Below are 24,020 nucleotides of genomic sequence, written 5' to 3' on the forward strand. Positions count from 1 at the left end.
ACTTTAAAAAGTCATCTAAACATATTTTATCAAATCACTACATTTTTGGGAGTAATTATGTCAACACCTCTTCATCATGTACTCAACCAAATTCAATATGGATTAATTGCCTCTTGCCAACCTGTCGATGATGGTCCAATGGACAAACCTGAAATTGTTGCCGCCATGGCGCAAGCTTCAGTTGTTGGTGGTGCTGCTGGTCTTCGTATTGAAGGTATTGAAAATTTAAAAGCGACAAGACCTACCGTATCTCTACCAATTATTGGTATCGTAAAACGCGATTTACCTGATAGCCCAATTCGTATCACCCCATTCTTACAAGATATTGAAGATTTAGCAGCGGCAGGTGCAAATATCATCGCAGTAGATGGCACAGATCGTGTTCGCCCAGTGGATCGTGAAAGTGCGGTGAAAAAAATTCATGAATTAGGTTGTCTAGCCATGGCAGACTGCTCTAATTTAGAAGAAGGTTTATATTGTCAACAATTAGGTTATGACATTATTGGTAGCACCATGTCTGGTTATACTGGCGGTGAAGTACCAGAAGAACCTGATTATCAATTGGTAAAAGATTTAAAAGCTGCCGGTTGTTTTGTCATGGCTGAAGGTCGTTATAACAGTCCTGAATTAGCCAAAGTTGCTATTGAAATTGGTGCGGATTCTGTCACTGTTGGTTCAGCATTAACTCGCTTAGAACATATCGTAAGTTGGTTTGCTGATTCAGTAAAATCTGCTCAAAAATAAAATATGATAGGCGGTATATCTGCCTATACTATTCATTCTATTTAAGGAATATATTATGCGTTGTTTAGCAATTGATATTGGTGGCACCAAAATCGCTACCGCATTGGTTGAAAATAACACCTTAACTCAACGCCAACAAGTCACAACACCACAAGAAAATGCGGGCAATGCAATGCATCGTTGCTTAGCAGATTTGGTTTCCCAATATCAAGGGCAATTTGATTATATTGCCGTTGCTTCAACAGGCATTATAAATCAAGGTATTTTAACCGCACTTAATCCGAAAAATTTAGGCGGATTAGCGGAATTCCCTTTAAAAGCGAGCATTGAAGCCAATACAGACAAACCAGTTTTCTTACTCAATGACGTGCAAGCCGCAGCCATTGCAGAATATCAGCATGAAGATCAAAGTGCGGTGAAAAATTTGGTATTTATTACCGTTTCAACGGGTGTCGGTGGCGGCATTATTCAAAATGGCGCATTACTGACTGGACCTCATGGTATTGCGGGCCATATTGGCCATACCCTTGCAGATCCCAATGAAGTTGTTTGCGGCTGTGGTCGCAGAGGTTGTGTTGAAGCAGTTGCTTCCGGCAGAGCAATTGAAGCGGTATCAAGTCAGTGGAATCCACCTTGCACACCAAAACAAGCCTTTGAGTTATTCCGCCAAGGTGATGCCAAAGCCACTGCATTAATTGAACGTTCTGCAAAAGCGATTGCTAATTTAATTGCTGACTTGCGTATCAGTTTAGATACACAAAAAATTATTTTAGGCGGCAGCGTTGGACTGGCAGAAGGCTATCTGCCATTGGTTAAAAAACATTTAGAAAATCTACCGCACTTTTATCATTGTGACATAGCTAAAGCACAATATGCAGGTGACGCTGGACTTATCGGTGCAGCAGCTTGGGGATTATCACAACTCAAACCATAATACGAGGAAAAAGCATATGTATATTGGTGATCTCAATCGTAACGACTATCGTCGTGATTTACCAAAAGTATTAGCAGATATTTGCGATTATCTAAAAACCTTAGATTTACAACAATTAGAAAATGGTCGTCATGATATTAATGATGAAATCTACATGAATGTGATGACGCCAACAAGCGATGCTGCGGAAAATAAGAAAACAGAATTACACCATAAATATATTGATTTACAACTCATTATTTCTGGTGCTGATGGCATGGAATATGGTGTTGCTTACCCTGATTTAGCTTTATATGAAGCCTACAATGAAGCTGATGATTATCAGGTAACGGATAAACCAATTGCTGATAAGAATTGGATTGTTGTACAGCCACATCAATTTGTCGTTTACTACCCATTTGAGCCACATAAACCTTGTTGCAATATCAATGGCGAAGTCATCAAATTGAAAAAATTAGTGGTCAAAGTGCCAGTTTCATTGTTGTAGTTTTCTTTACAACATAAGAGGAATAAGCGATGGGAAATCTCAATATTTTAGAACGAATTGCGGGCTTACGTTCCAGTTTCACTAAAACAGAAAAACGGATTGCAGAACGTATTTTGCAAATGCCTGATTTCTTAACCTATTCCTCTTTATCTGAAGTCGCAACCAGCCTTGAAGTTGGCGAGGCAACCTTCATTCGCTTTTGTCGAACATTAGGGTTTAAAGGGTTTAGTGACTTCAAAATGGAATTTGCCATTGAATTGGCCACCCAAGAACAACGTTCAAGCAACTTACTTGATACCCAGATTACCCCTGATGATAGCCCCAATTTAATCGCAGATAAAATGCAAGCCGTACTCAATAATGTTATTGAGGAAACTATTAAATTATTGGACTTTACGGTATTAGAAAATGTGGTGAATGAATTACGTGTTGCAAGGCGCATTTTCTTATTTGGTGTTGGTTCTTCTGGCATTACAGCCGAAGATGCCAAAAATAAATTTATGCGTATCGGCTTGCAAGTTGATGCCACCAGCAATAACCATTTTATGTATATGCAAGCCGCATTAATGAAAAAAGGTGATGTAGTCATAGGCATTAGTCATTCAGGTCATTCTCAAGAAATCACTCAAGCCTTATCTATCGCTAGAAAATCAGGTGCAAAAATCGTTGCTATTACCCATAACGCACGTTCACCAGTGACAAAGGTATCGGATTATGTTCTGCAAAATGGTAACCGCCAAGGGTTGCTGCAAGGAGATTCCATTGGAACAAAAATCACTCAATTATTCATTCTTGATCTAATTTACGCATTATTAGTTCAAGCAGAAGAAGAAAAATCAATTTCAGCAAAACAAAAAACACTCAATGTTATTTTAGAACAACGTCAAAAATAGGAGAACGTTCTATGAAAAACTTAAAAGGTATTTTCAGTGCTTTATTAGTATCTTTCAATGCTGATGGCTCTGTAAACGAAAAAGGCTTACGTGAAATTGTTCGCTACAACATCGACAAGATGAAAGTGGATGGTTTATATGTTGGTGGTTCAACAGGTGAAAACTTCATGCTTTCCACTGAGGAGAAAAAAGAAATTTTCCGCATTGCAAAAGACGAAGCAAAAGATCAAATCGCACTTATCGCACAAGTTGGTAGCGTAAACTTAAAAGAAGCCATCGAATTAGGTAAATACGCAACAGAATTAGGCTATGACAGCTTATCAGCCGTTACCCCATTCTATTACAAATTCAGCTTTGCAGAAATCAAACATTATTACGATAGCATTATCGAAGCCACTGGCAACAATATGATTGTTTACTCTATTCCATTCTTAACAGGCGTAAACATGGGTATTGAGCAATTTGGCGAATTATATAAAAATCCGAAAGTTATCGGTGTTAAATTCACTGCCGGCGATTTCTATTTATTAGAGCGCTTGAAAAAAGCCTATCCAAACCACTTAATCTGGGCTGGTTTTGATGAAATGATGTTACCTGCGGCTTCATTAGGTGTAGATGGTGCAATTGGTTCAACATTCAACGTCAATGGTGTTCGTGCTCGTCAAATTTTTGAATTAACTCAAGCGGGTAAATTAAAAGAAGCACTTGCAATTCAACATGTTACCAATGATTTAATCGAAGGTATCTTAGCAAATGGCTTATATTTAACCATTAAAGAATTGTTGAAATTAGATGGTGTTGATGCAGGCTATTGTCGTGAACCGATGACAGCGAAAGCATCAGAACAACAACTGGCAGTGGCTAAAGAACTTAAAGCAAAATTTTTATAAAAAGTAGGAAAAAATAGACCGCACTTTTAAAAAGTGCGGTCAGTTTGGGGGTAATTTTATGCGTTTAATTCCATTACAAAATGATGAACAAGTAAGTAAATGGTCGGCTCGCTATATTGCAGATCGAATCAATCAATTTAAACCAACAGCAGAACGTCCTTTTGTGTTAGGTTTACCAACCGGCGGCACACCATTAAAAACCTACAAAGAATTAATTAAACTCTATCAAGCAGGCGAAGTCAGTTTCAAACATGTTGTGACATTTAACATGGATGAATATGTTGATTTACCAAAAGAGCACCCTGAAAGCTATCATTCTTTCATGTTTAATAATTTCTTTAATCATATTGATATTCCACATGAAAACGTCAATATTTTAAATGGAAATACCGATAACCATGATGAAGAATGTCGCCGTTATGAAGAGAAAATTAAATCTTACGGAAAAATTCATTTATTTATGGGCGGCGTAGGTAATGATGGACATATTGCGTTCAATGAACCCGCTTCATCATTAAATTCCAGAACACGTATCAAAACATTAACACCAGATACGTTAATTGCTAACTCTCGCTTCTTCAACAACGACATTAATCAAGTACCAAAATATGCGTTAACCATTGGTGTTGGTACTTTATTGGACTCAGAAGAAGTGTTACTGCTTGTCACAGGTCATCAAAAAGCGCTTGCATTACAAGCTGGCGTGGAAGGTCCTGTAAATCATTTATGGACTATTAGTGCATTACAACTACATCGTCACTGCATTATGGTTTGTGATGAACCAGCAACTCAAGAACTTAAAGTAAAAACAGTCAAATATTTCACAGAATTAGAGGCAAACGCCATCCATTCTGTTATCTAAAAATAAAGAAAAGGATGTGCATACATCCTTTTTTATTCAGGAGAATAACTATGACATACGCACTCACTAATTGTGTAATTTATACTGCAAAATCAGTATTATATGAACATTGCGTGGTTGTCGAACAAGATAAAATTCAAGCCATTTTGCCCGAAAAAGAACTCAACCAATCGATTCAACGTATCGATCTTCAAGGAGCAAATCTCACTGCTGGCTTTATTGATTTACAACTCAATGGTTGTGGTGGCGTTACCTTCAATACAGAACCAACCATCGAAACCCTTGAGATTATGCAAAAAACCAACTTAAAATCAGGGACAACTAGCTACTTGCCAACTTTAATTACGTCACCAGATGAAGATATAAAAAGTGCGGTCAAAACAATGCGAGATTATTTAGCAACCCATAAAAATCAAGCATTGGGGCTGCATTTAGAAGGACCTTATTTAAGTTTGGCAAAAAAAGGCGTTCACCGAGAAGAATATATTCGTGAAATCAGCCAAGAAATGAAAACCTTTTTGCTTGATAACGCTGATGTGATTACTAAAATCACTATGGCAGCCGAAAATCCAACGGCACAATATATTCCTGAATTTGTAGAAAAAGGTATTATCGTTTCCATTGGCCATTCCAATGCAAGCTATGACGTCGCCAAAGAAGCCATCGCGAAAGGTGCGACCTTTGCAACTCATTTGCATAATGCAATGTCTCCAATTAGCTCTGGACGCGATATGGGCGTTGTAGGCGCAGTTTTGGATTCTGAAGAAGTTTATGCAGGCATTATTGCAGATGGTTTGCATGTAACTTTCGGCAATATTCGTATTGATAAATTAGCAAAAGGCGAAAAACTGTGCTTAGTTACTGATGCTGTTGCACCAGCTGGCGCAAACATTGACAAATTTATTTTCGTTGGCAAAACCGTTTATGTGCGTGATGGTAAATGCGTCGATGAAAATGGCACGCTCGGTGGTTCAGCAATCACAATGATCGAGTCAATTCGCAATGTTGTTCAGCACGTAGGCATTCCGCTTGATGAAACCTTAAGAATGTGCAACTACTACCCTGCTAAAGCCATCAAAGTAGATGATCATTTAGGATCCATTGAAGTAGGAAAAATTGCTAACTTAACGGCATTTACTAACCAATTTAAAGTTATTGGTACCGCAGTAAACGGCGATTGGCACACTTTCTAACATCACAAGCGCGGTGAAAAAATCATAAATTTTCACCGCACTTTTTTAAACTACATCATTAAAATTATTCATAAATAAAATGAAAAATATGAATTTGATTAAATAGTAATTTTAGCGCATTATCCTATCAAACAGATGTTTAGACGTCTAAATCATTAATCAAAAGATAGGAGATATTACTATGACAACATTCCACGTTTTAGGTTTTCCACGTGTCGGTGCAAAGCGTGAATTAAAATTTGCCCAAGAACGTTACTGGCGTAAAGAATTAAGTGAGCAAGATTTATTAGATTTAGCCAAAGCGTTGCGTGAGAAAAACTGGAAACACCAAGCGGATGCAAATGCTGATTTCGTGGCAGTGGGCGATTTCACGTTCTACGATCACATTTTAGATTTACAAGTGGCAACAGGTGCGATCCCAGCTCGTTTTGGGTTCGATAGCCAAAATTTAACCCTTGATCAATACTTCCAATTAGCTCGTGGTAACAAAGAGCAATTTGCGATCGAAATGACCAAATGGTTCGACACTAACTATCACTACCTTGTACCAGAATTCCAAAAAACAACCGAATTCAAAGCCAACCCAGCTCACTATGTACAACAAATTCGTGAAGCAAAAGCGGCAGGCCACAAATTCAAACCAGTCATCGTCGGTCCATTAACATTCCTTTGGTTAGGGAAAGAAAAAGGCGAAGCCTTCAACCGTTTTGACTTATTAAACAAATTAGTGCCAGTTTATGTAGAAATCTTAAATGCCTTAGTGGCTGAAGGTGCTGAATGGATCCAAATCGACGAGCCAGCCCTTGCCTTAGACTTACCAAAAGAATGGGTAGAAGCCTACAAAGCAGTTTACGCAACCTTTGCAGACCAAGTGAAAGCAAAATTATTATTAGCGACTTACTTTGGTTCAGTGGCAGAACACGCTGCGCTGTTAAAAGACTTACCCGTAGACGGTTTACACTTAGATTTAATCCGTTCCCCAGAGCAACTTGCTGCCTTTGAAGATTACAGCAAAGTACTTTCAGCGGGTGTGATCGAAGGTCGTAACATTTGGCGTGCGAACCTAAACAAAGTATTAGATGTGGTTGAGCCGTTAAAGGCAAAATTAGGCGAACGCTTATGGATTGCACCAAGCTGTTCATTACTTCACACGCCATTTGATTTAAGCGTTGAAACTCAATTACAAGAGAAAAACCCTGCACTTTACAGCTGGTTAGCCTTCACATTACAAAAAGTACAAGAGTTAAACGTATTAAAAACTGCGCTTGAAAAAGGTCGTGATGCCATTAAAGCAGAATTAGATGCAAGCCAAGCGGCTGCGGACGCGCGTGCAAATTCTAAAGAAATTCACCGCCCTGAAGTGGCAGAGCGTTTAGCAAACTTGCCAGCGAATGCTGACCAACGCAAGTCACCATTTGCAGAGCGTATCGAGAAGCAAAATGCGTGGTTGAACTTACCGCTTCTACCGACTACCAACATCGGTTCATTCCCACAAACCACGGAAATCCGCCACGCTCGTGCGAGCTTCAAAAAAGGCGATTTAAGCCTTGCTGATTATGAAGCAGCAATGAAGAAAGAGATCGAATATGTGGTGCGTCGCCAAGAAGAACTTGACCTTGATGTGCTTGTTCACGGTGAAGCAGAGCGTAACGATATGGTGGAATACTTCGGTGAATTATTAGACGGTTTTGCGTTTACCAAATTCGGTTGGGTACAAAGCTACGGTTCACGCTGCGTAAAACCACCAGTAATTTACGGTGATGTGGTTCGTCCAGAGCCAATGACTGTGCGTTGGTCACAATATGCACAAAGCTTAACCAAAAAAGTGATGAAAGGGATGCTAACGGGTCCTGTCACCATTTTACAATGGTCATTCGTGCGTAACGATATTCCACGTTCAACCGTATGTAAACAAATCGGTGTGGCGTTATCTGACGAAGTATTAGACTTAGAAAAAGCAGGCATCAAAGTGATCCAAATCGACGAGCCAGCAATCCGTGAAGGTTTACCGCTCAAACGCGCCGACTGGGATGCGTACTTACAATGGGCAGGCGAAGCGTTCCGCTTAAGCTATATGGGAGTACAAGATGACACGCAAATCCACACCCATATGTGTTACTCTGAATTTAACGACATCTTACCAGCCATTGCCGGTTTAGATGCCGACGTAATCACGATTGAAACGTCACGTTCAGATATGGAATTATTAACCGCATTCGGCGATTTCAAATACCCGAACGACATCGGCCCAGGCGTGTACGACATTCACAGTCCACGCGTGCCAAAAGCGGAAGAAATTGAACACTTACTCCGCAAAGCGTTGAAAGTGGTGCCAAAAGAGCGTTTATGGGTCAACCCAGACTGTGGTTTAAAAACCCGTGGCTGGACAGAAACCATTGCTCAATTAGAAGTAATGGTGGCAGTGACCAAAAAATTACGTGCAGAATTGGCGTAATTTAAGCTAACTCGCTAGTCAAGCACATCATCAAAATCCTCGTGTTATTATCACGAGGATTTTTTGATCGCTTTTTAAGCTATTTTAATTTATACTTTTTCAATCTTGTCGGAGTGCTTTCGAGCTGAGACCATATTGGGATCCGTCGAACCTGTTGGGCTAACACCCGCGTAGGGAAACAAGTAAAACTCATCAAAATTAAACCGCACTTTTGTGTATGTCGCCTGCATTTTTGCAAAACAGACGTTATACGATGATTTACCCCTCACTTCAACAAGCAATTTACTTTCTTCCATTAAAAAAGGTATTTGCTTATGTCAAAAGTTACTACTCGCCGTGAAAAACGTGAAGCGGCACAAGCCTTTATTCATAATTTAAAAGGGCATCAACACCCCAATTCTTCTCGCTTTTATTTGCAAGGTTCTCGGGCAGATATTCAAGTGCCGATGCGAGAAATTCATTTAAGTCCAACTTTGGTGGGCGGCGATAAAAATAATCCGCAATATGAGCCGAACGAATCCATTCCTATTTATGATACCGCTGGCGTCTATGGTGATGAGCAAAAAGAGATTGATGTCACCAAAGGCATTCCTGCTTGTCGTGAAAATTGGATCATTGAACGTGATGACACGGAGCAATTGTCGGCGTTGAGTTCCGATTATGCGAATTTACGCCAAAATGACCGCACTTTGGACGAACTGCGTTTTCAACTGAAACATCAAGTGCGACGTGCCAAATCGGGCAAATGTGTGACGCAAATGCATTATGCCAAACAAGGCATTATCACCCCTGAAATGGAATTTATCGCTCTGCGTGAAAATATGGGGCGTGAGCGAGTGAAAAGTGCGGTGCTTTTGCAACAACATTTGGGGCAGGCGTTTGGTGCAAATATTCCTGATAAAATCACCCCTGAATTTGTGCGACAAGAAGTGGCGGCAGGGCGTGCGATTATTCCTTGTAATATCAATCACCCTGAATTAGAACCGATGATCATTGGGCGTAATTTCTTAGTGAAAGTCAATGCCAATATTGGTAACTCTGCAGTGACCTCATCTATTGAAGAAGAAGTGGAAAAACTGGTGTGGGCAACCCGTTGGGGTGCGGATACAGTGATGGACTTGTCCACAGGACGGAATATCCACGAAACACGGGAATGGATTATTCGCAACAGCCCTGTGCCAATTGGCACGGTGCCGCTTTATCAAGCCTTAGAAAAGGTCAATGGCGTGGCGGAAAATCTCACTTGGGAAATTTTCAAAGACACCATTATTGAACAAGCGGAGCAAGGGGTGGATTATTTCACCATTCACGCTGGCACCTTGTTGCGTTATGTGCCGATGACTGCCAAACGCTTAACGGGCATTGTTTCTCGTGGCGGTTCCATTATGGCGAAATGGTGCTTGTCGCATCATCAGGAAAATTTCTTGTATGAACATTTCCGTGAAATCTGTGAAATTTGTGCCAGCTATGATGTGTCACTGTCTTTAGGCGATGGCTTACGCCCAGGTTCTATTCAAGATGCTAATGATGAAGCGCAATTTTCTGAGCTTTACACCTTAGGCGAACTCACCAAAATTGCGTGGGAATATGATGTGCAAGTGATGATCGAAGGGCCAGGGCATATTCCGATGCATATGATCCAACGCAATATGACCGAAGAACTTGAACATTGCCACGAAGCGCCTTTCTATACCTTAGGACCACTGACTACCGATATTGCCCCGGGCTATGATCATTTCACTTCAGGCATTGGGGCAGCGATGATCGGCTGGTTTGGCTGTGCCATGCTGTGTTATGTAACGCCGAAAGAGCATTTAGGCTTGCCTGACAAAGAAGATGTTAAACAAGGGCTAATTACCTACAAAATCGCTGCCCACGCTGCAGATTTAGCCAAAGGACACCCAGCGGCACAAATTCGTGATAATGCCATGTCAAAAGCCCGTTTTGAATTCCGTTGGGAAGATCAGTTTAACCTTTCTCTCGATCCTGAAACCGCTCGTGCCTACCACGATGAAACCTTGCCACAGGAATCAGGCAAAGTCGCCCATTTCTGCTCGATGTGTGGGCCAAAATTCTGCTCCATGAAAATCACCCAAGAAGTGCGTGATTATGCGAAAAGCTTGGAAAGCATTGAAGTGGTGAACGTGACAGACGATGTCCAAACTCAAGCAGAAGGATTGCGTGAAATGGCAGAAAAATTCCGCGAAAAAGGCGGTGAGATTTATCATCAAACGCAGGATTTACTGTAGTTAACCCCGTCAGAGTAAGAAAAAGTTACCCACCATATCATATAAATATGGTGGGTAATAATCATAATATTTCTCAATGTAATACTAATACCACGATAATTATAATTTTCTTCGTTATAGGTATAAAATCGAAGCAATTTTCTGTGAAATCGTGGTATTTTTTATCTTATAAATTGAATAAAATAACACCTATTTAATTTACATATGGGCATGTTACTGATACACTCGCCCGCTTTTAAATAAAGTAACAGAGAATGAAGATGAAATATAAAATTACAGCCCTCACTTTTTTGACAACTATTTGCCAACTCACTTGGGCAAATAATGATCGAATTATTAATGTAGATAATCATCGCCCTGATGAAAAATTTATGCAAACAACGGCGACTAGACCTACACGTTCTATCCAAGATATAGAACCAACCTCAAGCATAAATAAACAAGAAGCACAGGTATTAACAAAAGCCCAACTGGAGCAACAACCCGAGTTAACATTACAGCTTCTTGTTAATGCATTAAAAAATAACGATATCGTACAAGTAGAGCTATTAACAGAAATTTATCAACGAACTCCGCAACCTGATCAAGAATTATTACAATGGGCTGGAGCATTAATCGCCTATCATAAAGGGAATCTTAGTCATTCTATTGATTTATATCGAGCCTTATTGGCTAAAGATCCCGATCAACAAGCAATTCGTTTACAATTAGCAATTGCACTTTTTAAAAATAAACAAAATGAAGCGGCACAATGGGAATTTACCAAATTACGCTCAGAGCCTCTGCCTACACCATTAATCCATTTAATTGATACTTATTTAACAGAATTAAATAAACAAGATCAGGTGCAATTTTATTTTAGTGCGAATTATTTACAAGAATCCAATGTGAATAATGCACCTAAATCTGGATTAAAAGTAGAAGGTTTTACACCATCAAGTGAACCAGAACGAGCAACAGGTGTAGGATATTTTGCTAATATGCATAAAAATTGGTCTTTAGCAAAAGGTTTCTTTACCGATATTGATGTGGATATTAATGGTAAATATTATTGGGATAATCGTAAATATAATGAACTCTCATTACAAGGACAATGGGGATTCGGTTATCGCAATCTTAACCATGAAATCAAAATTGCCCCTTATATAGAAAGACTTTGGTATGCAGGTGGTGAAAAATCAACCACTACAAAATTAAAGCCCTATGAAAAACAAGTTGGTTTAGCCTTAAGTTATAAAACTTGGTTAAATTCAAACTGGAAATTATCAACTGAAATGAGATATGCAGAACAACGCCATCATCAGCCAGAACAACATCATGCGAATGGTAATTACTATTCCCTATCTCATCAAATTCAATATATTCCAAATAGTAAGCAAGTATGGTCTTTAGGTTTAGATTATTATCGTAAAAACGCGACATTGAAAGCTAACGCCTTTCAACGTTACGCAGTATCTGTAGGCTGGGCACAGGAATGGCTAAAAGGCATTTCTACTTCACTACAACTTAGTTATGCACAACGCCAATATAAAGCTGCTTCAGCATCAAGCGAAGATATTTTTGCACCTAGCTTTTTTAAAGTAAGACAACAGAACAAAGAATACGCTATCAGATTGGACCTCTGGAAAAGAGACTTGCATTTTTTTGGTATAACACCTAGAATTTCTGCTTTTTTCCAAAAAACAAAAAGCAATAATCCGTTTGCTGAATATGATCGTCAACGGATTTATATGACGTTCAGTAAAACTTTTTAATTATTTTTTTATTTCTATTTTATTTAAGGATTTTTATGAAACTAACAAAAACTTTCACACTAACAATGTTATCAGGATTAATTGTCGCTTGTAGTGGAGGTGGCGGAGGTGCTAGTCATACAGCACCATCAGCAGTTAATCCAAACCATTCTCAAACAAATGCACAATCAAATAAGAATGGAAATAGCACACACAAAGACAAATCAAAAGAATCAGCTACGAATACAACAACTAAACAATCTGAAACTCAAAAACAGCCTGAGCCTCAAAAACAACCTGAGCCTCAAAAACAACCTGAGCCTCAAAAACAACCTGAGCCTCAAAAACAACCTGAGCCTCAAAAACAACCTGAGCCAGAAAAAAAATGGAATGGCAACTTTGCACATAGTAAAGATGCCGTGCCAGTAAAATATATTGTCCCAAATGAAAAATATACCTATAGCACAGATAAACATATCAAAGAAGTAAAAGAAGGCGTAATTCAATTAAAACCTGGAAAAAATACAGATAATGAAGCTGGCCCTCATTATGATTTTTACCTACTAGATGATAACGTTTATTATGGTTACTATCGTGATACGGTAGATTTCATGAAAGTACGTAATAATTATGTATATTCTATTGAAGAAGGATCTGAAAACACTGGCGACTTAAGCCACCTAACTGCAAACTATAAAGGACAATTTTTATATACTACAACTGTAAATACTGAAATTGTTACACCAGCTAACTTAGAACTTTCTTATAAAGCGGGGGAAGCAACTGGTAAAGTTATTGGTAAATACACTGGAACTGAATTGTTTTCTTTAAAAAGCAACCCGGGCGATCCAAGAAGTGTTGTTTTCAAACCTGAAACAACACAATTAGATAATTTATCTGAACCATTAGTCGTATCAAAGGATTCACCTGACCGTGCAGTTGCAGAACTCCACTTTGTAAACGGCAAAGATAAAGTGGAAAATAAACACATTGTAGGTGAAGTAAAACATGAGAAATATTGGGGAGTTATCGGCGCAACCAAACAATAGAAAATAATTGAAAAACACACCGCACTTTCTCATATAAAAGTACGGTGTTATTTTTTGTAATTTCACAAAATACTATATTTTCATCTAAAAATTATTGCTATAATTTAGCTAATTTTTTCCTCTAATATATAGGCTATGACATTTAAATCCGTTGTACTTTCATTACTACTCTTGCCGACAATGCTATGGGCACAATGGCAACCTGTTGGTAAAACAGATTATAACTGGGGACCTTTTTTAGTTTATACCATCGCTTTGCACACTGAAACAGGCAATTATCAAGAAAATGAGCGCCCATTAATGTTAACTTTTACTTATGACAAACAAGTAGAAGGGAAGAATTTTGCCGTTAGCTTAATTAAAGAATTAGAGAATTTTAAAATCGAAGCTGATACTGAGGGCTGGTTAAAGGAATTACAACGTATTTTTCCTGATTTCTCACCTAATGATAAGTTAAGCTATATTGCTCTTGAGGATAAGGGCTATTTTGTACTTAATGATACAGTGTTAGATTACGAATTTGATCAGCAATTTAATCAGGCATTTATTGATATTTGGCTATCTCCACAAACAAAGCACCCCAAAATGCGTGCAAATTTAATTGATAAATCAAAAAATGATCTACAAGATGCGCCAACGAAACCTACACAAGACGCGGTGCCATTACATGAGGAAGAAATCAATCCTCAATTGCCACCAGAATATCAAATACAGAATCCTGATAAACGCGTTTCATAAATAAAGCCCAGCTAAATGCTGGGCTTATCTTTATCTCATTAATTTCTTCTCTAAATAAATAATCATTTGCAGTGCAATATCAATGCCACTGGTCTTCTCTATCATTTCTAAACCTGGGCTGGCATTAACTTCAAGAACGAGCAATCCATGTTGAGATCGAATAAGATCCACGCCTGCAACATCTAAACCTAATGCTTTAGTCGCCTTGATAGCAATTGCTTTTTCCGTTTCATTGAGTTGTAAGGTATCTGCACTGCCACCACGATGAAAATTGGCACGAAATTCTCCATTTTGCCCTTGTCGTTGCATACTTGCTACAACGCTATCACCAATCACAAAACAACGAATATCGGCATTATTAGCTTCTTCAATAAAATCCTGTAATAGCACTGGCACACTCGCATCTTTTAAGGTTTCTAAAATACTGACTGCTCGCTGCTTTTTATCTGCCAGAATCACGCCAATACCTTGCGATCCCGATAACGTTTTGATGATTAATGGCTCTGCAATATAATTTATGCTTTCCCCTACTTCACATTCACAACCCGCCAGTAAAGTATTCGGCACTGCAATCCCTTCTTGCTGTAAAAGTTGCAAACTTTGCCATTTATCTCTGGCTTGTGAGAAAGCAATATCGTCGTTTAAACAAGGTACCGACTTCGCCCGAAAATGACGTAAAACAGCACAGCCCATTTTGGTACTGGCAGAACCAAAACGTGGCAACACCGCATCATAATCTGGCACAGGATAAGGCGTAGCTTTATAATTCTCTTGATAATATAAATTAAAGTGCGGTGCGTTTTGTTCAAGTTTTAATAAAAAACGGTTTGGATCCAAAATATCCATTTGATGACCACATTGTTCAGCTGCCTCTTTTAAACGCTGGCAACTGTATAATCTAGGCTCTCGGCATAGCATTAGAAATTTCATTTGATACCATCTTACTCATCAGTTTTCATTGCGCTAATATTACCTCAATCAGATCAATGATTGAAATCATTTATACTTTATTAAAAAATCCGCTAGAATGAGCAAACCATAACACAGAAAAGGAAATATTATGTTTGTAAAAATCTATGGTCGCATGAGCTGCCCATATTGCGTTAGAGCAAAAAATTTAGCAGAAAAATTAACAGCTGAAGTGGCTGATTTTAGCTATGAATTTATTGATATGATCGCACAGAATCTCACAAAAGATGATATTGCTGAGTTGATTGGTGTAGATGAAGTGCAAACCGTACCACAGGTAACCATTGATGGCAAACCAATTGGCGGTTGCACAGATTTCCAAGCCTTTAGCCAAGCTCAATTTGGTATTAATGTGTAATACAGACAATAAAAAATGGAAAAGTGAACAATCACTTTTCCATTTTACTTTCTAATCATCAACTATTTGGCAAGAATTGCTTGTAGGGCTTGGTAAACTGCCTGTCCAGCTTCGCCTGCTAAAGCTTCTTTATCTTCATTACTCATCACAACTGCACTTTCATTGCCATAAGCATTAAGTTGCATATAGTATTCGCCACGCTCTAAATCAGGTTGAGTCACACCAAAACGCGCCCATTCCGTTGCATCAAGTGCTTTATATTTCAACACACGATAACCACGTCCTGCAACTTCTTCTTCGATATTAAAGCCTAATTGTGGTAATGCATCACCTAATTTATTCCAAGCTTGACGGAAATTTACATTCATAGCTAAAGCTAAATGTTGGTTATTATCCGTAATCAAGGCCGATTGCACAGGACCGGCATTTTCTAACGCTACTTGCTGTTGTTGCGTACGGTACGCACGATTCAACTCGCCGACTAATTGGTTTAAGCGATCTGACGTATAACGTTCTTTATCTTTCACACTTGGGGTAAAAATAATATCATCACGTTTCATTTCCGCAATTGTCACAGTTAACGCGCTCGCTTGATGATCACTTAATTCTTCGATGATATAACGAATTTGTGTGTTACCAATATCATCTGCCCGACCTGTTGAAGTCCAATCAGTTTGAATACGATTACCTTCTGTTTTATAAGCAATATTTTGTTCAGTCAATAAGCGTTCAATTTGTTGCAAATTATAAACCTGTTGTTTTTCTAACGGATAGGCGATCAATGAACGCTCGCCATCAAATTGCGCAACTGAATGGGTAATAATCGCCATTGGTGTAGATGGTGGACGAATATCAATACCATCCGTTTTCGCCACAACATCCGTTGGCAACTGATAAGTATTGTCTTGTCCTAAAATAGTGACACCACCAGTTTCTAATTTAGTAAAAACAGGCGTAGCACCTTGACGTTCATAGCTATCGTTAGCAGATTGTTTGCTTTCATTACTTGTAGAACAAGCGGTTAATGTTGCTAAAATACTAAACGATACAAGCCATTTTTTCATAATTTGTCCCTTAAGATTGACTGAAATTTCTATTTACTCTCTGCATAGACAATAAATTTGCTGAAAAGTTTTAGGGCTGCATACACAGCCCTAAAAGTGCGGTTAAAATTATAAGAGTTTTGCGATCTGCAATGCTTCTAACACCTTAGGTTGTGCAGCTTCACTTAATGTTGTTAATGGTAAACGTAAGGTTGGGTTGGCAATAAGTCCCAATTTATATGCAGCCCATTTAACTGGAATTGGGTTGCCTTCGACGAATAAATTACGGTGCAAAGTCATTAAACGATCATTAATTTCATCAGCTTCCGCAAATTTACCTGCTAATGCATATTCGCACATTTTTGCCATATCCGCTGCGGCTAAATTATTGGTAACAGAAATAACGCCCTGTCCACCTAATTTGATACTTTCCAATCCAGTGGCATCATCACCACTTAAGAAAATAAAATCTTCGCCAGCACAATCTTTAATTTGACGTACACGACTTACATCGCCACTTGCTTCTTTGATACCCACAATATTGGCAATTTCCGCTAAACGACCAACGGTTTCCGGTTTCATATCACTACCCGTTCTGCCTGGCACATTATATAAAATTTGTGGCAAATCCGTACATTCTGCAATCGCTTTAAAATGTTGATACATACCTTCTTGCGTTGGTTTATTGTAATAAGGCACAACAGATAAACAACCTGCAACACCACTACCAGTAAGTAATTTGGTCATGGTAATCGCTTCACTTGTAGCATTTGCTCCAGCGCCTGCAATCACTGGAATTCGACCATCAGCAAATTCCAAGGTCTTGAGAATAGTCTTCACATTTTCTTCAATACTTAATGTTGCTGCTTCACCAGTAGTTCCCACAGACACAATGCCATGCGTACCTGAAGCGACATGGAAATCAACTAATTTCTTCAGTTCGTTATAATCAACTTCGCCATGGCTATCCATTGGAGTAATTAATGCGACGATACTACCGAAAAATAAAGGATTTGAAGACATAAAAACCTCTCATAATATCTTGTTGATGTTTGCTTGGTAATTTTCCTTTAGCATTGCTAAAATAGTCAAAATTTGCAAGCAATTTTTTTCATTTTATAAAGAAAAATCCAAATTATAAGGAAATATTCAATGTCCCCATTAAAAATTGGTGAAAATGCACCGCACTTTGTGCTAAAAAACCATGAAAATCAATCTGTTTCACTCCAACAATTCTCTGGGCAGAAAGTATTAGTCTATTTTTATCCCAAAGCATTAACGCCCGGTTGTACCACCCAAGCTTGTGGATTACGAGATAGCAAATCGGAATTAGAGCAATTAGGATTAATCATTCTAGGCATTAGCCCTGACAGTCCAGAAAAGCTCGCCAAATTTGTTGAGAAAAAAGCCCTTAACTTTCCTTTATTATCTGATCCTGATCATCAAGTTGCAGAACAATTCGGTGTATGGGGGGAAAAGAAATTTATGGGCAAAACCTACGATGGTATTCATCGCATTAGTTTTTTAATTGATGAGAACGGAAAAATTGAGCATGTTTTTGATAAATTCAAAACCAGCGAACACCATCAACTGATTTTGGACTATTTAAGCAATAGTAATTAATTGTTTGAACGTAAAGTAAATAGCAGTTCTAAAATAAATTTATCTTCTTATTGGGAACAAATTCAAAAATCAATTGCCCAAGTGACATCATGATTTATTGTTTATAGCAGTAAAACCAATGATACCGAAATTTATCTGGTTTAATTATTATGAAGGAAAACAAATGAAAGCATTAAAAACAGTATTAACTTTAACAGCTGCACTTATTTCAACATCCGTATTGGCAGACAATAGCGCAGCGTTGAATTCAGCCAAGCAAGTGGCAAATCAACAAGTAGAAGCAGTTAAACATACTACTAAAGCTGCAAAAGATTCAGTGAAATCAATGGCTAGCGATAAATTCAATTCAGTTAAGGAAGCGGCTAAAAATAAAGTGACTGAGAGCACAAATAATATGGCGTCAGCAAAAGATGCAATGAAATCAAAAACTGAAAATAAAGTAGCTGAACTAAAAGAAACGGCGAAAGCCAAAGTGGAAAGCAAAGTTAATAACGCAAAAGAAACTGCACAAAAACAAGTCACTGAGAGCAAAAAATCTGTTGATTCTGCAAAATCCATGGCAAATGAAAAAATGGATGCTGCAAAAGAGAAAATGTCAAAAGTGAAAGAGCAAGCAGACAATGTGAAAGGAAAAGCACATAAAGCTAAAGAACAAATGGATTCGGTTAAAGAAAAAGCGGATAAGGCAAAAGAAAAGCTCAGCTCAATGGGAAAAGTCAATGTCAACACAGCTGATTTAGCGACTTTGCAACAGCTTAATGGCATTGGTCCAGTGAAAGCGCAAGCGATCATTGATTATCGTAATAAAGTAGGAAAAATCAAGGACTTAAAAGAATTATCTAATGTTTCAGGTATTGGCGAAGCAACATTAGAAAAATTAAAAGGTTTTATTGGCTTTTAATTAATTTATAAAAAAAGCGCGGTTAAAATTTTCATATTTTTAACCGCGCTTTTCTGTTTATTTAGCGTTCGTAAATAATTTCTACGCCTTCTTCATCTTCCTCAGACCAATCATCCCAGAAATCATCTTCTTCAACCGCATTTTCCATGGCTTGTTGGTGATAATCGTCCCATTTGAATTTCACTTCTTCCTCTGCTTTTTGTTCTTCCTCAACTTCACGCGGGTTGGCTTCAATGAAATCCATAATTTCGCGCGTTAAATCCGACACATTTTTACCTGTCGCGGCAGAAATGAGGAAATAATCTTCATCATAGCCAAGGCGTTCTGTGATCTCTTGCGCTTTTTCTAATGCCTCCTCCTCGCTCATAGTGTCAATCTTATTGAACACTAACCAGCGCGGTTTATCTGCTAATTTTTCACTATATTGGAATAACTCATTTTCAATAATCGCAATATTATCCGCTGGATCAGATTGATCAATTGGATCAATATCCACCAAATGAATCAAAACACGACAACGTTCTAAATGTTTTAAGAAACGAATACCAAGTCCTGCACCTTCAGAGGCATTTTCAATTAACCCTGGGATATCAGCCACCACAAAGCTACGATCAGCGCCAATTCGAGCCACACCTAAACTTGGCACTAAGGTTGTGAAAGGATAATCCGCAACTTTAGGTTTTGCAGCAGAAACTGCTCGAATAAAGGTTGATTTACCCGCATTTGGTAACCCAAGCATACCTACATCGGCCAATAGCATTAATTCAAGTTGTAAGTCTCGTTTTTCGCCCGGAGTTCCCATGGTTTTTTGACGTGGCGCACGATTGACTGAAGATTTAAAACGGGTATTACCTAAACCATGATAACCGCCTTTCGCGACTAACATTTTAGCGCCATGTTTAGTTAAATCGCCCAATACTTCTTTCGTATCATTATCCGTTGCTCTCGTTCCTACTGGCACACGTAAGACAATATCTTGGCCTCGTTTACCTGTGCAATCAGAACTGCGTCCATTTTCACCGCGCTGTGCGGCAAAACGTTTCTCAAAGCGGTAATCAATTAATGTATTAAGATTTTCATCCGCTACTAAATAAACATCACCGCCATCGCCACCATCACCACCATCAGGACCACCCTTAGGAATAAATTTCTCGCGACGGAAACTGACACAGCCATTACCACCATCTCCCGCTTCCACACGAATTAAGGCTTCATCAATAAATTTCATTATAATTTCTCCGTAAGATAAGGATTATTCCCTACCTTGATTTATTTTGTACGTTTTTCTTAAATAATTTATGTCCAATAGAGGATAACATTGCCCCTAATACTACCACAAAGGCGCCAATATAACTTAATGAATTCAATTCAGGTGCAGCAAAAGTCGTTGGCGCGATATGATGTAAAATGTGAGAGAATAAAATGGTAAATAAAGGAACAGAAGTCAATACAACGCTAATTTTAGACACATCCCAATGATTTAACGACTCAGCATAAGCACCATAAGCAATAACCGTATTCAAGCAACAATAAATAAAGCAACACCAAGTAAAAAAATTCAGATTTTCAATTTGTTTAAATTCAGCAAAAGGCATAAAGACGATGACACAACCAATATACATAAGCAATAAAATTTGCTGGCTGGAAAACTGTCTTAACATTAATTTTTGTGCAACGCCATAGCCGACCCAAACTAAAGCGGAAAGAATACTCAATATCACACCAATTGAATACACATTCAGATTTAGGAAAAGCTCGAGCTTATCATTAAAAAATAAACTCAAACCTATCACTAATAAAGCTAACCCAATTTTCTGATGTAACCCCAAACGCTCTTTAAAAACAAGCACGCCAATAAGCAACATAGCGAAAGAGGACAAATGAATAAAAATTTGTGTAACAGCAGGTTCTACATAATTTAAGGAAGAATTAAATAAAACGAAATTACCTGCAAGTCCCAACACACCTATAATCGCCCAAATAAAATAATAACGATTAAATTGTGATCTTTTCGGCAATTTTTTAGCACAAGCAAGAATAAGAAATAAAGCAATAGATGCCACAACAAAACGATACCAAACGATCGTTGTCGCTTGCATAACCGTAACAACTTGTTTTAAAGCAATAGAAAGCGATCCCCAAGCCATTGCTGTTGTCAGGGCTAATAAAAATCCGAGAAGAGGTCTTTGCTGTTTCATACTGATACTTGAAGCCTTAAAACAAAAATGCCTCGCAATTGAAAGCGAGGCATTTTATTCTGCTAATTTGAAATTACTCAGTTACAATACTTACGTATTTACGGCTTTTTTCGCCTTTAACTTCAAATTTAACTTTTCCGTCTGCAGTTGCAAATAAAGTGTGGTCTTTACCCATACCTACATTTGAACCTGCGTGGAATTTAGTACCACGTTGACGAACGATAATGCTACCTGCTAAAACAGACTCGCCACCGAAACGTTTAACACCAAGGCGTTTAGCTTCAGAATCACGACCGTTACGAGTTGAACCACCAGCTTTTTTAGTTGCCATCTACTTGATCTCCTCTGAAATTATGCTTGAATCCCAGTGATTTTCACTTCTGTGAACCACTGACGATGACCTTGTTGTTTACGGCTGTGTTTACGACGACGGAACTTAACGATTTTCACTTTATCGCCACGACCTTGAGCCACAACTTCAGCCACTACTTTTGCACCAGCAACAACTGGAGCGCCGATTTTTACATCTTCACCATTAACGACCATCAACACTGAATCGAATTCAACAGTTGCACCTGTTGCTAATTCAAGTTTTTCTAAACGAACAACTTGACCTTCGCTTACACGATGTTGTTTACCGCCACTTTGGAAAACTGCGTACATAAATACTCCGCTAATATTGTGCTTATAATGTCATTTCATTTTTAGCACATTAAATTCATATAAATAGGTCGCAAATTCTACGTAAAATTACTTCATATAGCAAGCGTTTATTTGAAATAAAATAAAAAAAGTCTGAAATAAGGTGGTTTCATTTTAGAAATTGTGAAAAATCAGGTAAAATCCACCGCACTTATAGTTTTAATTCAGATTATTTGCGATGACAACTACAAATTTAATGGATATTAATAGCATACAAGCATTAATTGAGAAAGATATGCAACTCGTCAATGAGGAAATTCTTGCTCAGCTTAATTCAGATGTTTCTTTGATCAATCAATTAGGCTTTTATATTATTCAAAGTGGTGGAAAACGTATTCGCCCAATGATCGCACTACTTGCTGCCAAAGCCCTAAATTATCAAGGTGAACATATGCCGACGTGTGCAGCCTTTATCGAATTTATTCATACCGCAAGCTTATTGCATGATGATGTAGTTGATGAATCTGATTTACGCCGCGGGAATCCAACTGCGAATGCCGAGTTTGGTAATGCAGCAAGTGTATTAGTGGGCGATTTCATTTACACACGTGCTTTTCAGCTTATGGCGAAGCTCAATTCATTAAAAATGTTGCGTATTATGTCAGATGCAACCAATGTATTAGCCGAAGGTGAAGTCCAACAATTAATGAATGTGAATGATCCCGATACAACTGAAGAAAGCTATATGCAAGTAATCTACCGTAAAACTGCACGCTTATTTGAAGTATCAACGCAATCCGCTGCTGTTGTTGCCAATGCAAGTGAAGAAATTGAAACTGCCTTACAACTTTATGGTCGCTATTTAGGTACCGCATTCCAACTTGTCGATGATATTTTAGATTACAGCGCCAATGCTGCAGCTTTAGGTAAGAATGTGGGCGATGACTTAGCGGAAGGTAAACCGACATTACCATTGCTCCATGCGATGCGTCATGGCAATCCACAACAAGCTGAACTCATTCGCAACGCCATTCAACAAGGTGGACAACGAGAGATTATTGAGGATGTGCTTGCAATTATGGCTGAACATCAATCCCTTGATTATGCAATGCAGCGAGCCAAGCAAGAAGCACAAAAAGCGGTAGATGCTATAGACATCCTACCAGATAGTGAATATAAACAAGCCTTAATCTCATTGGCTTATTTATCAGTCGATCGGTCTTACTAACGATTAAACATGAAGACCGCATAAAAGTGCGGTCATTTTATTTTGAGTTTTTTCCATGACAGAACAAACAAAACTTCCACAAAATACACCGCACTTTGAACCTAAAAATAGAAAGAAAAAAGAGCGAAAAGATCCCAATGCCCCTTTTGTACGCCCTAAATTAGAATTACCAGATGGGCACAATAAATTATTGCTTCATTCTTGCTGTGCTCCTTGCTCGGGCGAAGTGATGGAAGCGATTTTAGCTTCTGGTATTGAGTTCACCATTTATTTTTACAACCCGAATATTCATCCATTAAAAGAATATTTAATTCGTAAAGAAGAGAATATCCGCTTTGCAGAGAAACATAATATTCCATTTATTGATGTGGATGATGATTATGAAAATGATCGCAAAACCTGGTTTAAACGCGCAGAAGGCATGGAGTGGGAACCCGAGCGCGGAGTTCGTTGCACAATGTGCTTTGATATGCGATTTGAAAAAGCGGCGCAATACGCCCATGAAAATGGTTTTCCTGTTTTTACCAGTTGCTTAGGTATTTCGCGCTGGAAAGATATGAACCAAATTAACAATTGCGGTCATCGCGCGGCAGCACCTTATGAGGATGTGGTCTACTGGGATTACAACTGGCGTAAAGGCGGTGGAACGGCTCGAATGATTGAAATAAGTAAACGTGAACGTTTCTATCAACAAGAATACTGCGGTTGTGTTTATTCATTGCGTGACACAAATAAATGGCGCTTAGAAAATGGCCGCCAGCGCATTGAAATTGGTAAACTCTATTATTCGCCAGACAAATAAACAAAAATCCCCTTATAAAAAGGGGATTT

The 24,020-nt window shown here is 38.5% G+C and carries 24 protein-coding genes and 1 riboswitch; of the genes, 17 read left to right on the forward strand and 7 right to left on the reverse strand.

What is annotated here, in order from left to right:
- Positions 1-57: 57 nt before the first annotated feature.
- From ACUXZ4_RS08625 to ACUXZ4_RS08680, 12 genes are all read left to right on the forward strand, one after another.
- Positions 58-744: an N-acetylmannosamine-6-phosphate 2-epimerase gene (locus ACUXZ4_RS08625; RefSeq protein WP_464972796.1), complete on the forward strand. Its 687-nt coding sequence runs from the start codon at positions 58-60 to the stop codon at positions 742-744.
- A gap of 55 nt (positions 745-799) precedes the next feature.
- Positions 800-1,678, forward strand: coding sequence for an N-acetylmannosamine kinase (locus ACUXZ4_RS08630; RefSeq protein WP_464972797.1), 879 nt, complete (start codon positions 800-802; stop codon positions 1,676-1,678).
- Positions 1,679-1,694: 16 nt separating this feature from the next.
- Positions 1,695-2,165 (forward strand): N-acetylneuraminate anomerase, encoded by a 471-nt coding sequence (gene nanQ / locus ACUXZ4_RS08635; RefSeq protein WP_464972798.1) that lies wholly within the window; start codon positions 1,695-1,697, stop codon positions 2,163-2,165.
- A gap of 29 nt (positions 2,166-2,194) precedes the next feature.
- Positions 2,195-3,058 carry a MurR/RpiR family transcriptional regulator gene (locus tag ACUXZ4_RS08640; protein ID WP_464972799.1) on the forward strand — a complete coding sequence of 288 codons (864 nt, stop codon included), beginning with the start codon at positions 2,195-2,197 and terminating at the stop codon, positions 3,056-3,058.
- Between the two features lie 11 nt (positions 3,059-3,069).
- Positions 3,070-3,948, forward strand: coding sequence for an N-acetylneuraminate lyase (gene nanA, locus ACUXZ4_RS08645; protein WP_464972800.1), 879 nt, complete (start codon positions 3,070-3,072; stop codon positions 3,946-3,948).
- 58 nt (positions 3,949-4,006) lie between these two features.
- Positions 4,007-4,810 (forward strand): glucosamine-6-phosphate deaminase, encoded by an 804-nt coding sequence (gene nagB, locus ACUXZ4_RS08650; RefSeq protein ID WP_464972801.1) that lies wholly within the window; start codon positions 4,007-4,009, stop codon positions 4,808-4,810.
- A 50-nt stretch (positions 4,811-4,860) separates the two neighbouring features.
- On the forward strand, positions 4,861-6,003 hold the full coding sequence (gene nagA, locus ACUXZ4_RS08655; protein WP_464972802.1) for an N-acetylglucosamine-6-phosphate deacetylase: 1,143 nt from the start codon (positions 4,861-4,863) through the stop codon (positions 6,001-6,003).
- Positions 6,004-6,184: 181 nt separating this feature from the next.
- On the forward strand, positions 6,185-8,458 hold the full coding sequence (metE, locus tag ACUXZ4_RS08660; RefSeq protein ID WP_464972803.1) for a 5-methyltetrahydropteroyltriglutamate--homocysteine S-methyltransferase: 2,274 nt from the start codon (positions 6,185-6,187) through the stop codon (positions 8,456-8,458).
- Positions 8,459-8,557: 99 nt separating this feature from the next.
- Positions 8,558-8,653, forward strand: a riboswitch (TPP riboswitch).
- Positions 8,654-8,772: 119 nt separating this feature from the next.
- Positions 8,773-10,707, forward strand: a complete 1,935-nt coding sequence (gene thiC, locus ACUXZ4_RS08665; RefSeq protein WP_464972804.1) for a phosphomethylpyrimidine synthase ThiC — start codon at positions 8,773-8,775, stop codon at positions 10,705-10,707.
- Positions 10,708-10,961: 254 nt separating this feature from the next.
- Complete coding sequence (locus tag ACUXZ4_RS08670) at positions 10,962-12,461, forward strand: surface lipoprotein assembly modifier (RefSeq protein ID WP_464972805.1); 1,500 nt, start codon at positions 10,962-10,964, stop codon at positions 12,459-12,461.
- 35 nt (positions 12,462-12,496) lie between these two features.
- Complete coding sequence (locus tag ACUXZ4_RS08675) at positions 12,497-13,489, forward strand: hypothetical protein (protein WP_464972806.1); 993 nt, start codon at positions 12,497-12,499, stop codon at positions 13,487-13,489.
- A 135-nt stretch (positions 13,490-13,624) separates the two neighbouring features.
- Positions 13,625-14,227: a hypothetical protein gene (locus ACUXZ4_RS08680; protein ID WP_464972807.1), complete on the forward strand. Its 603-nt coding sequence runs from the start codon at positions 13,625-13,627 to the stop codon at positions 14,225-14,227.
- Positions 14,228-14,257: 30 nt separating this feature from the next.
- Here the strand turns inward: ACUXZ4_RS08680 and ACUXZ4_RS08685 are convergent, their stop codons facing one another.
- Positions 14,258-15,157 (reverse strand): RimK family alpha-L-glutamate ligase, encoded by a 900-nt coding sequence (locus ACUXZ4_RS08685; protein WP_464972808.1) that lies wholly within the window; start codon positions 15,155-15,157, stop codon positions 14,258-14,260.
- Positions 15,158-15,287: 130 nt separating this feature from the next.
- Between ACUXZ4_RS08685 and ACUXZ4_RS08690 the strand changes: the two genes are divergently transcribed.
- Positions 15,288-15,554, forward strand: coding sequence for a GrxA family glutaredoxin (locus ACUXZ4_RS08690; protein WP_464972809.1), 267 nt, complete (start codon positions 15,288-15,290; stop codon positions 15,552-15,554).
- A 62-nt stretch (positions 15,555-15,616) separates the two neighbouring features.
- Here the strand turns inward: ACUXZ4_RS08690 and bamC are convergent, their stop codons facing one another.
- Complete coding sequence (gene bamC / locus ACUXZ4_RS08695) at positions 15,617-16,618, reverse strand: outer membrane protein assembly factor BamC (protein WP_464972810.1); 1,002 nt, start codon at positions 16,616-16,618, stop codon at positions 15,617-15,619.
- Between the two features lie 108 nt (positions 16,619-16,726).
- Positions 16,727-17,620, reverse strand: coding sequence for a 4-hydroxy-tetrahydrodipicolinate synthase (gene dapA / locus ACUXZ4_RS08700; RefSeq protein ID WP_464972811.1), 894 nt, complete (start codon positions 17,618-17,620; stop codon positions 16,727-16,729).
- Positions 17,621-17,749: 129 nt separating this feature from the next.
- On the opposite strand from dapA, the gene bcp reads away from it, so the two are divergent.
- Both bcp and ACUXZ4_RS08710 read left to right on the forward strand, forming a co-directional pair.
- Positions 17,750-18,220 (forward strand): thioredoxin-dependent thiol peroxidase, encoded by a 471-nt coding sequence (gene bcp / locus ACUXZ4_RS08705; RefSeq protein WP_464972812.1) that lies wholly within the window; start codon positions 17,750-17,752, stop codon positions 18,218-18,220.
- A 163-nt stretch (positions 18,221-18,383) separates the two neighbouring features.
- Positions 18,384-19,121 (forward strand): ComEA family DNA-binding protein, encoded by a 738-nt coding sequence (locus ACUXZ4_RS08710; protein WP_464972813.1) that lies wholly within the window; start codon positions 18,384-18,386, stop codon positions 19,119-19,121.
- Between the two features lie 61 nt (positions 19,122-19,182).
- On the opposite strand, the gene cgtA is transcribed toward ACUXZ4_RS08710, so the two are convergent.
- From cgtA to rplU, 4 genes are all read right to left on the reverse strand, one after another.
- Positions 19,183-20,349, reverse strand: a complete 1,167-nt coding sequence (cgtA, locus tag ACUXZ4_RS08715) for an Obg family GTPase CgtA (RefSeq protein WP_464972814.1) — start codon at positions 20,347-20,349, stop codon at positions 19,183-19,185.
- A gap of 31 nt (positions 20,350-20,380) precedes the next feature.
- Positions 20,381-21,319, reverse strand: coding sequence for a DMT family transporter (locus ACUXZ4_RS08720; RefSeq protein ID WP_464972815.1), 939 nt, complete (start codon positions 21,317-21,319; stop codon positions 20,381-20,383).
- 73 nt (positions 21,320-21,392) lie between these two features.
- A complete protein-coding gene (gene rpmA, locus ACUXZ4_RS08725) occupies positions 21,393-21,650 on the reverse strand; it encodes a 50S ribosomal protein L27 (protein ID WP_005626413.1) in 258 nt (85 codons plus the stop codon).
- A gap of 20 nt (positions 21,651-21,670) precedes the next feature.
- Positions 21,671-21,982: a 50S ribosomal protein L21 gene (gene rplU / locus ACUXZ4_RS08730; protein WP_005695431.1), complete on the reverse strand. Its 312-nt coding sequence runs from the start codon at positions 21,980-21,982 to the stop codon at positions 21,671-21,673.
- A gap of 235 nt (positions 21,983-22,217) precedes the next feature.
- Between rplU and ispB the strand changes: the two genes are divergently transcribed.
- Together ispB and ACUXZ4_RS08740 are read left to right on the forward strand one after the other, a co-directional pair.
- Positions 22,218-23,189, forward strand: a complete 972-nt coding sequence (gene ispB / locus ACUXZ4_RS08735; RefSeq protein ID WP_464974024.1) for an octaprenyl diphosphate synthase — start codon at positions 22,218-22,220, stop codon at positions 23,187-23,189.
- A gap of 55 nt (positions 23,190-23,244) precedes the next feature.
- Positions 23,245-23,991, forward strand: coding sequence for an epoxyqueuosine reductase QueH (locus ACUXZ4_RS08740; protein WP_464972816.1), 747 nt, complete (start codon positions 23,245-23,247; stop codon positions 23,989-23,991).
- The last annotated feature ends 29 nt before the right edge of the window (positions 23,992-24,020 follow it).

It is taken from the genome of Reella acinonychis (assembly GCF_052828705.1).

Coding starts and splice junctions, on each gene's coding strand:
- ACUXZ4_RS08625 (WP_464972796.1), top strand. CDS start 58: ATGTCAACACCTCTTCATCATGTACTCAACCAAATTCAATATGGATTA.
- ACUXZ4_RS08630 (WP_464972797.1), top strand. CDS start 800: ATGCGTTGTTTAGCAATTGATATTGGTGGCACCAAAATCGCTACCGCA.
- nanQ (WP_464972798.1), top strand. CDS start 1,695: ATGTATATTGGTGATCTCAATCGTAACGACTATCGTCGTGATTTACCA.
- ACUXZ4_RS08640 (WP_464972799.1), top strand. CDS start 2,195: ATGGGAAATCTCAATATTTTAGAACGAATTGCGGGCTTACGTTCCAGT.
- nanA (WP_464972800.1), top strand. CDS start 3,070: ATGAAAAACTTAAAAGGTATTTTCAGTGCTTTATTAGTATCTTTCAAT.
- nagB (WP_464972801.1), top strand. CDS start 4,007: ATGCGTTTAATTCCATTACAAAATGATGAACAAGTAAGTAAATGGTCG.
- nagA (WP_464972802.1), top strand. CDS start 4,861: ATGACATACGCACTCACTAATTGTGTAATTTATACTGCAAAATCAGTA.
- metE (WP_464972803.1), top strand. CDS start 6,185: ATGACAACATTCCACGTTTTAGGTTTTCCACGTGTCGGTGCAAAGCGT.
- thiC (WP_464972804.1), top strand. CDS start 8,773: ATGTCAAAAGTTACTACTCGCCGTGAAAAACGTGAAGCGGCACAAGCC.
- ACUXZ4_RS08670 (WP_464972805.1), top strand. CDS start 10,962: ATGAAGATGAAATATAAAATTACAGCCCTCACTTTTTTGACAACTATT.
- ACUXZ4_RS08675 (WP_464972806.1), top strand. CDS start 12,497: ATGAAACTAACAAAAACTTTCACACTAACAATGTTATCAGGATTAATT.
- ACUXZ4_RS08680 (WP_464972807.1), top strand. CDS start 13,625: ATGACATTTAAATCCGTTGTACTTTCATTACTACTCTTGCCGACAATG.
- ACUXZ4_RS08685 (WP_464972808.1), bottom strand. CDS start 15,157: ATGAAATTTCTAATGCTATGCCGAGAGCCTAGATTATACAGTTGCCAG.
- ACUXZ4_RS08690 (WP_464972809.1), top strand. CDS start 15,288: ATGTTTGTAAAAATCTATGGTCGCATGAGCTGCCCATATTGCGTTAGA.
- bamC (WP_464972810.1), bottom strand. CDS start 16,618: ATGAAAAAATGGCTTGTATCGTTTAGTATTTTAGCAACATTAACCGCT.
- dapA (WP_464972811.1), bottom strand. CDS start 17,620: ATGTCTTCAAATCCTTTATTTTTCGGTAGTATCGTCGCATTAATTACT.
- bcp (WP_464972812.1), top strand. CDS start 17,750: ATGTCCCCATTAAAAATTGGTGAAAATGCACCGCACTTTGTGCTAAAA.
- ACUXZ4_RS08710 (WP_464972813.1), top strand. CDS start 18,384: ATGAAAGCATTAAAAACAGTATTAACTTTAACAGCTGCACTTATTTCA.
- cgtA (WP_464972814.1), bottom strand. CDS start 20,349: ATGAAATTTATTGATGAAGCCTTAATTCGTGTGGAAGCGGGAGATGGT.
- ACUXZ4_RS08720 (WP_464972815.1), bottom strand. CDS start 21,319: ATGAAACAGCAAAGACCTCTTCTCGGATTTTTATTAGCCCTGACAACA.
- rpmA (WP_005626413.1), bottom strand. CDS start 21,650: ATGGCAACTAAAAAAGCTGGTGGTTCAACTCGTAACGGTCGTGATTCT.
- rplU (WP_005695431.1), bottom strand. CDS start 21,982: ATGTACGCAGTTTTCCAAAGTGGCGGTAAACAACATCGTGTAAGCGAA.
- ispB (WP_464974024.1), top strand. CDS start 22,218: ATGGATATTAATAGCATACAAGCATTAATTGAGAAAGATATGCAACTC.
- ACUXZ4_RS08740 (WP_464972816.1), top strand. CDS start 23,245: ATGACAGAACAAACAAAACTTCCACAAAATACACCGCACTTTGAACCT.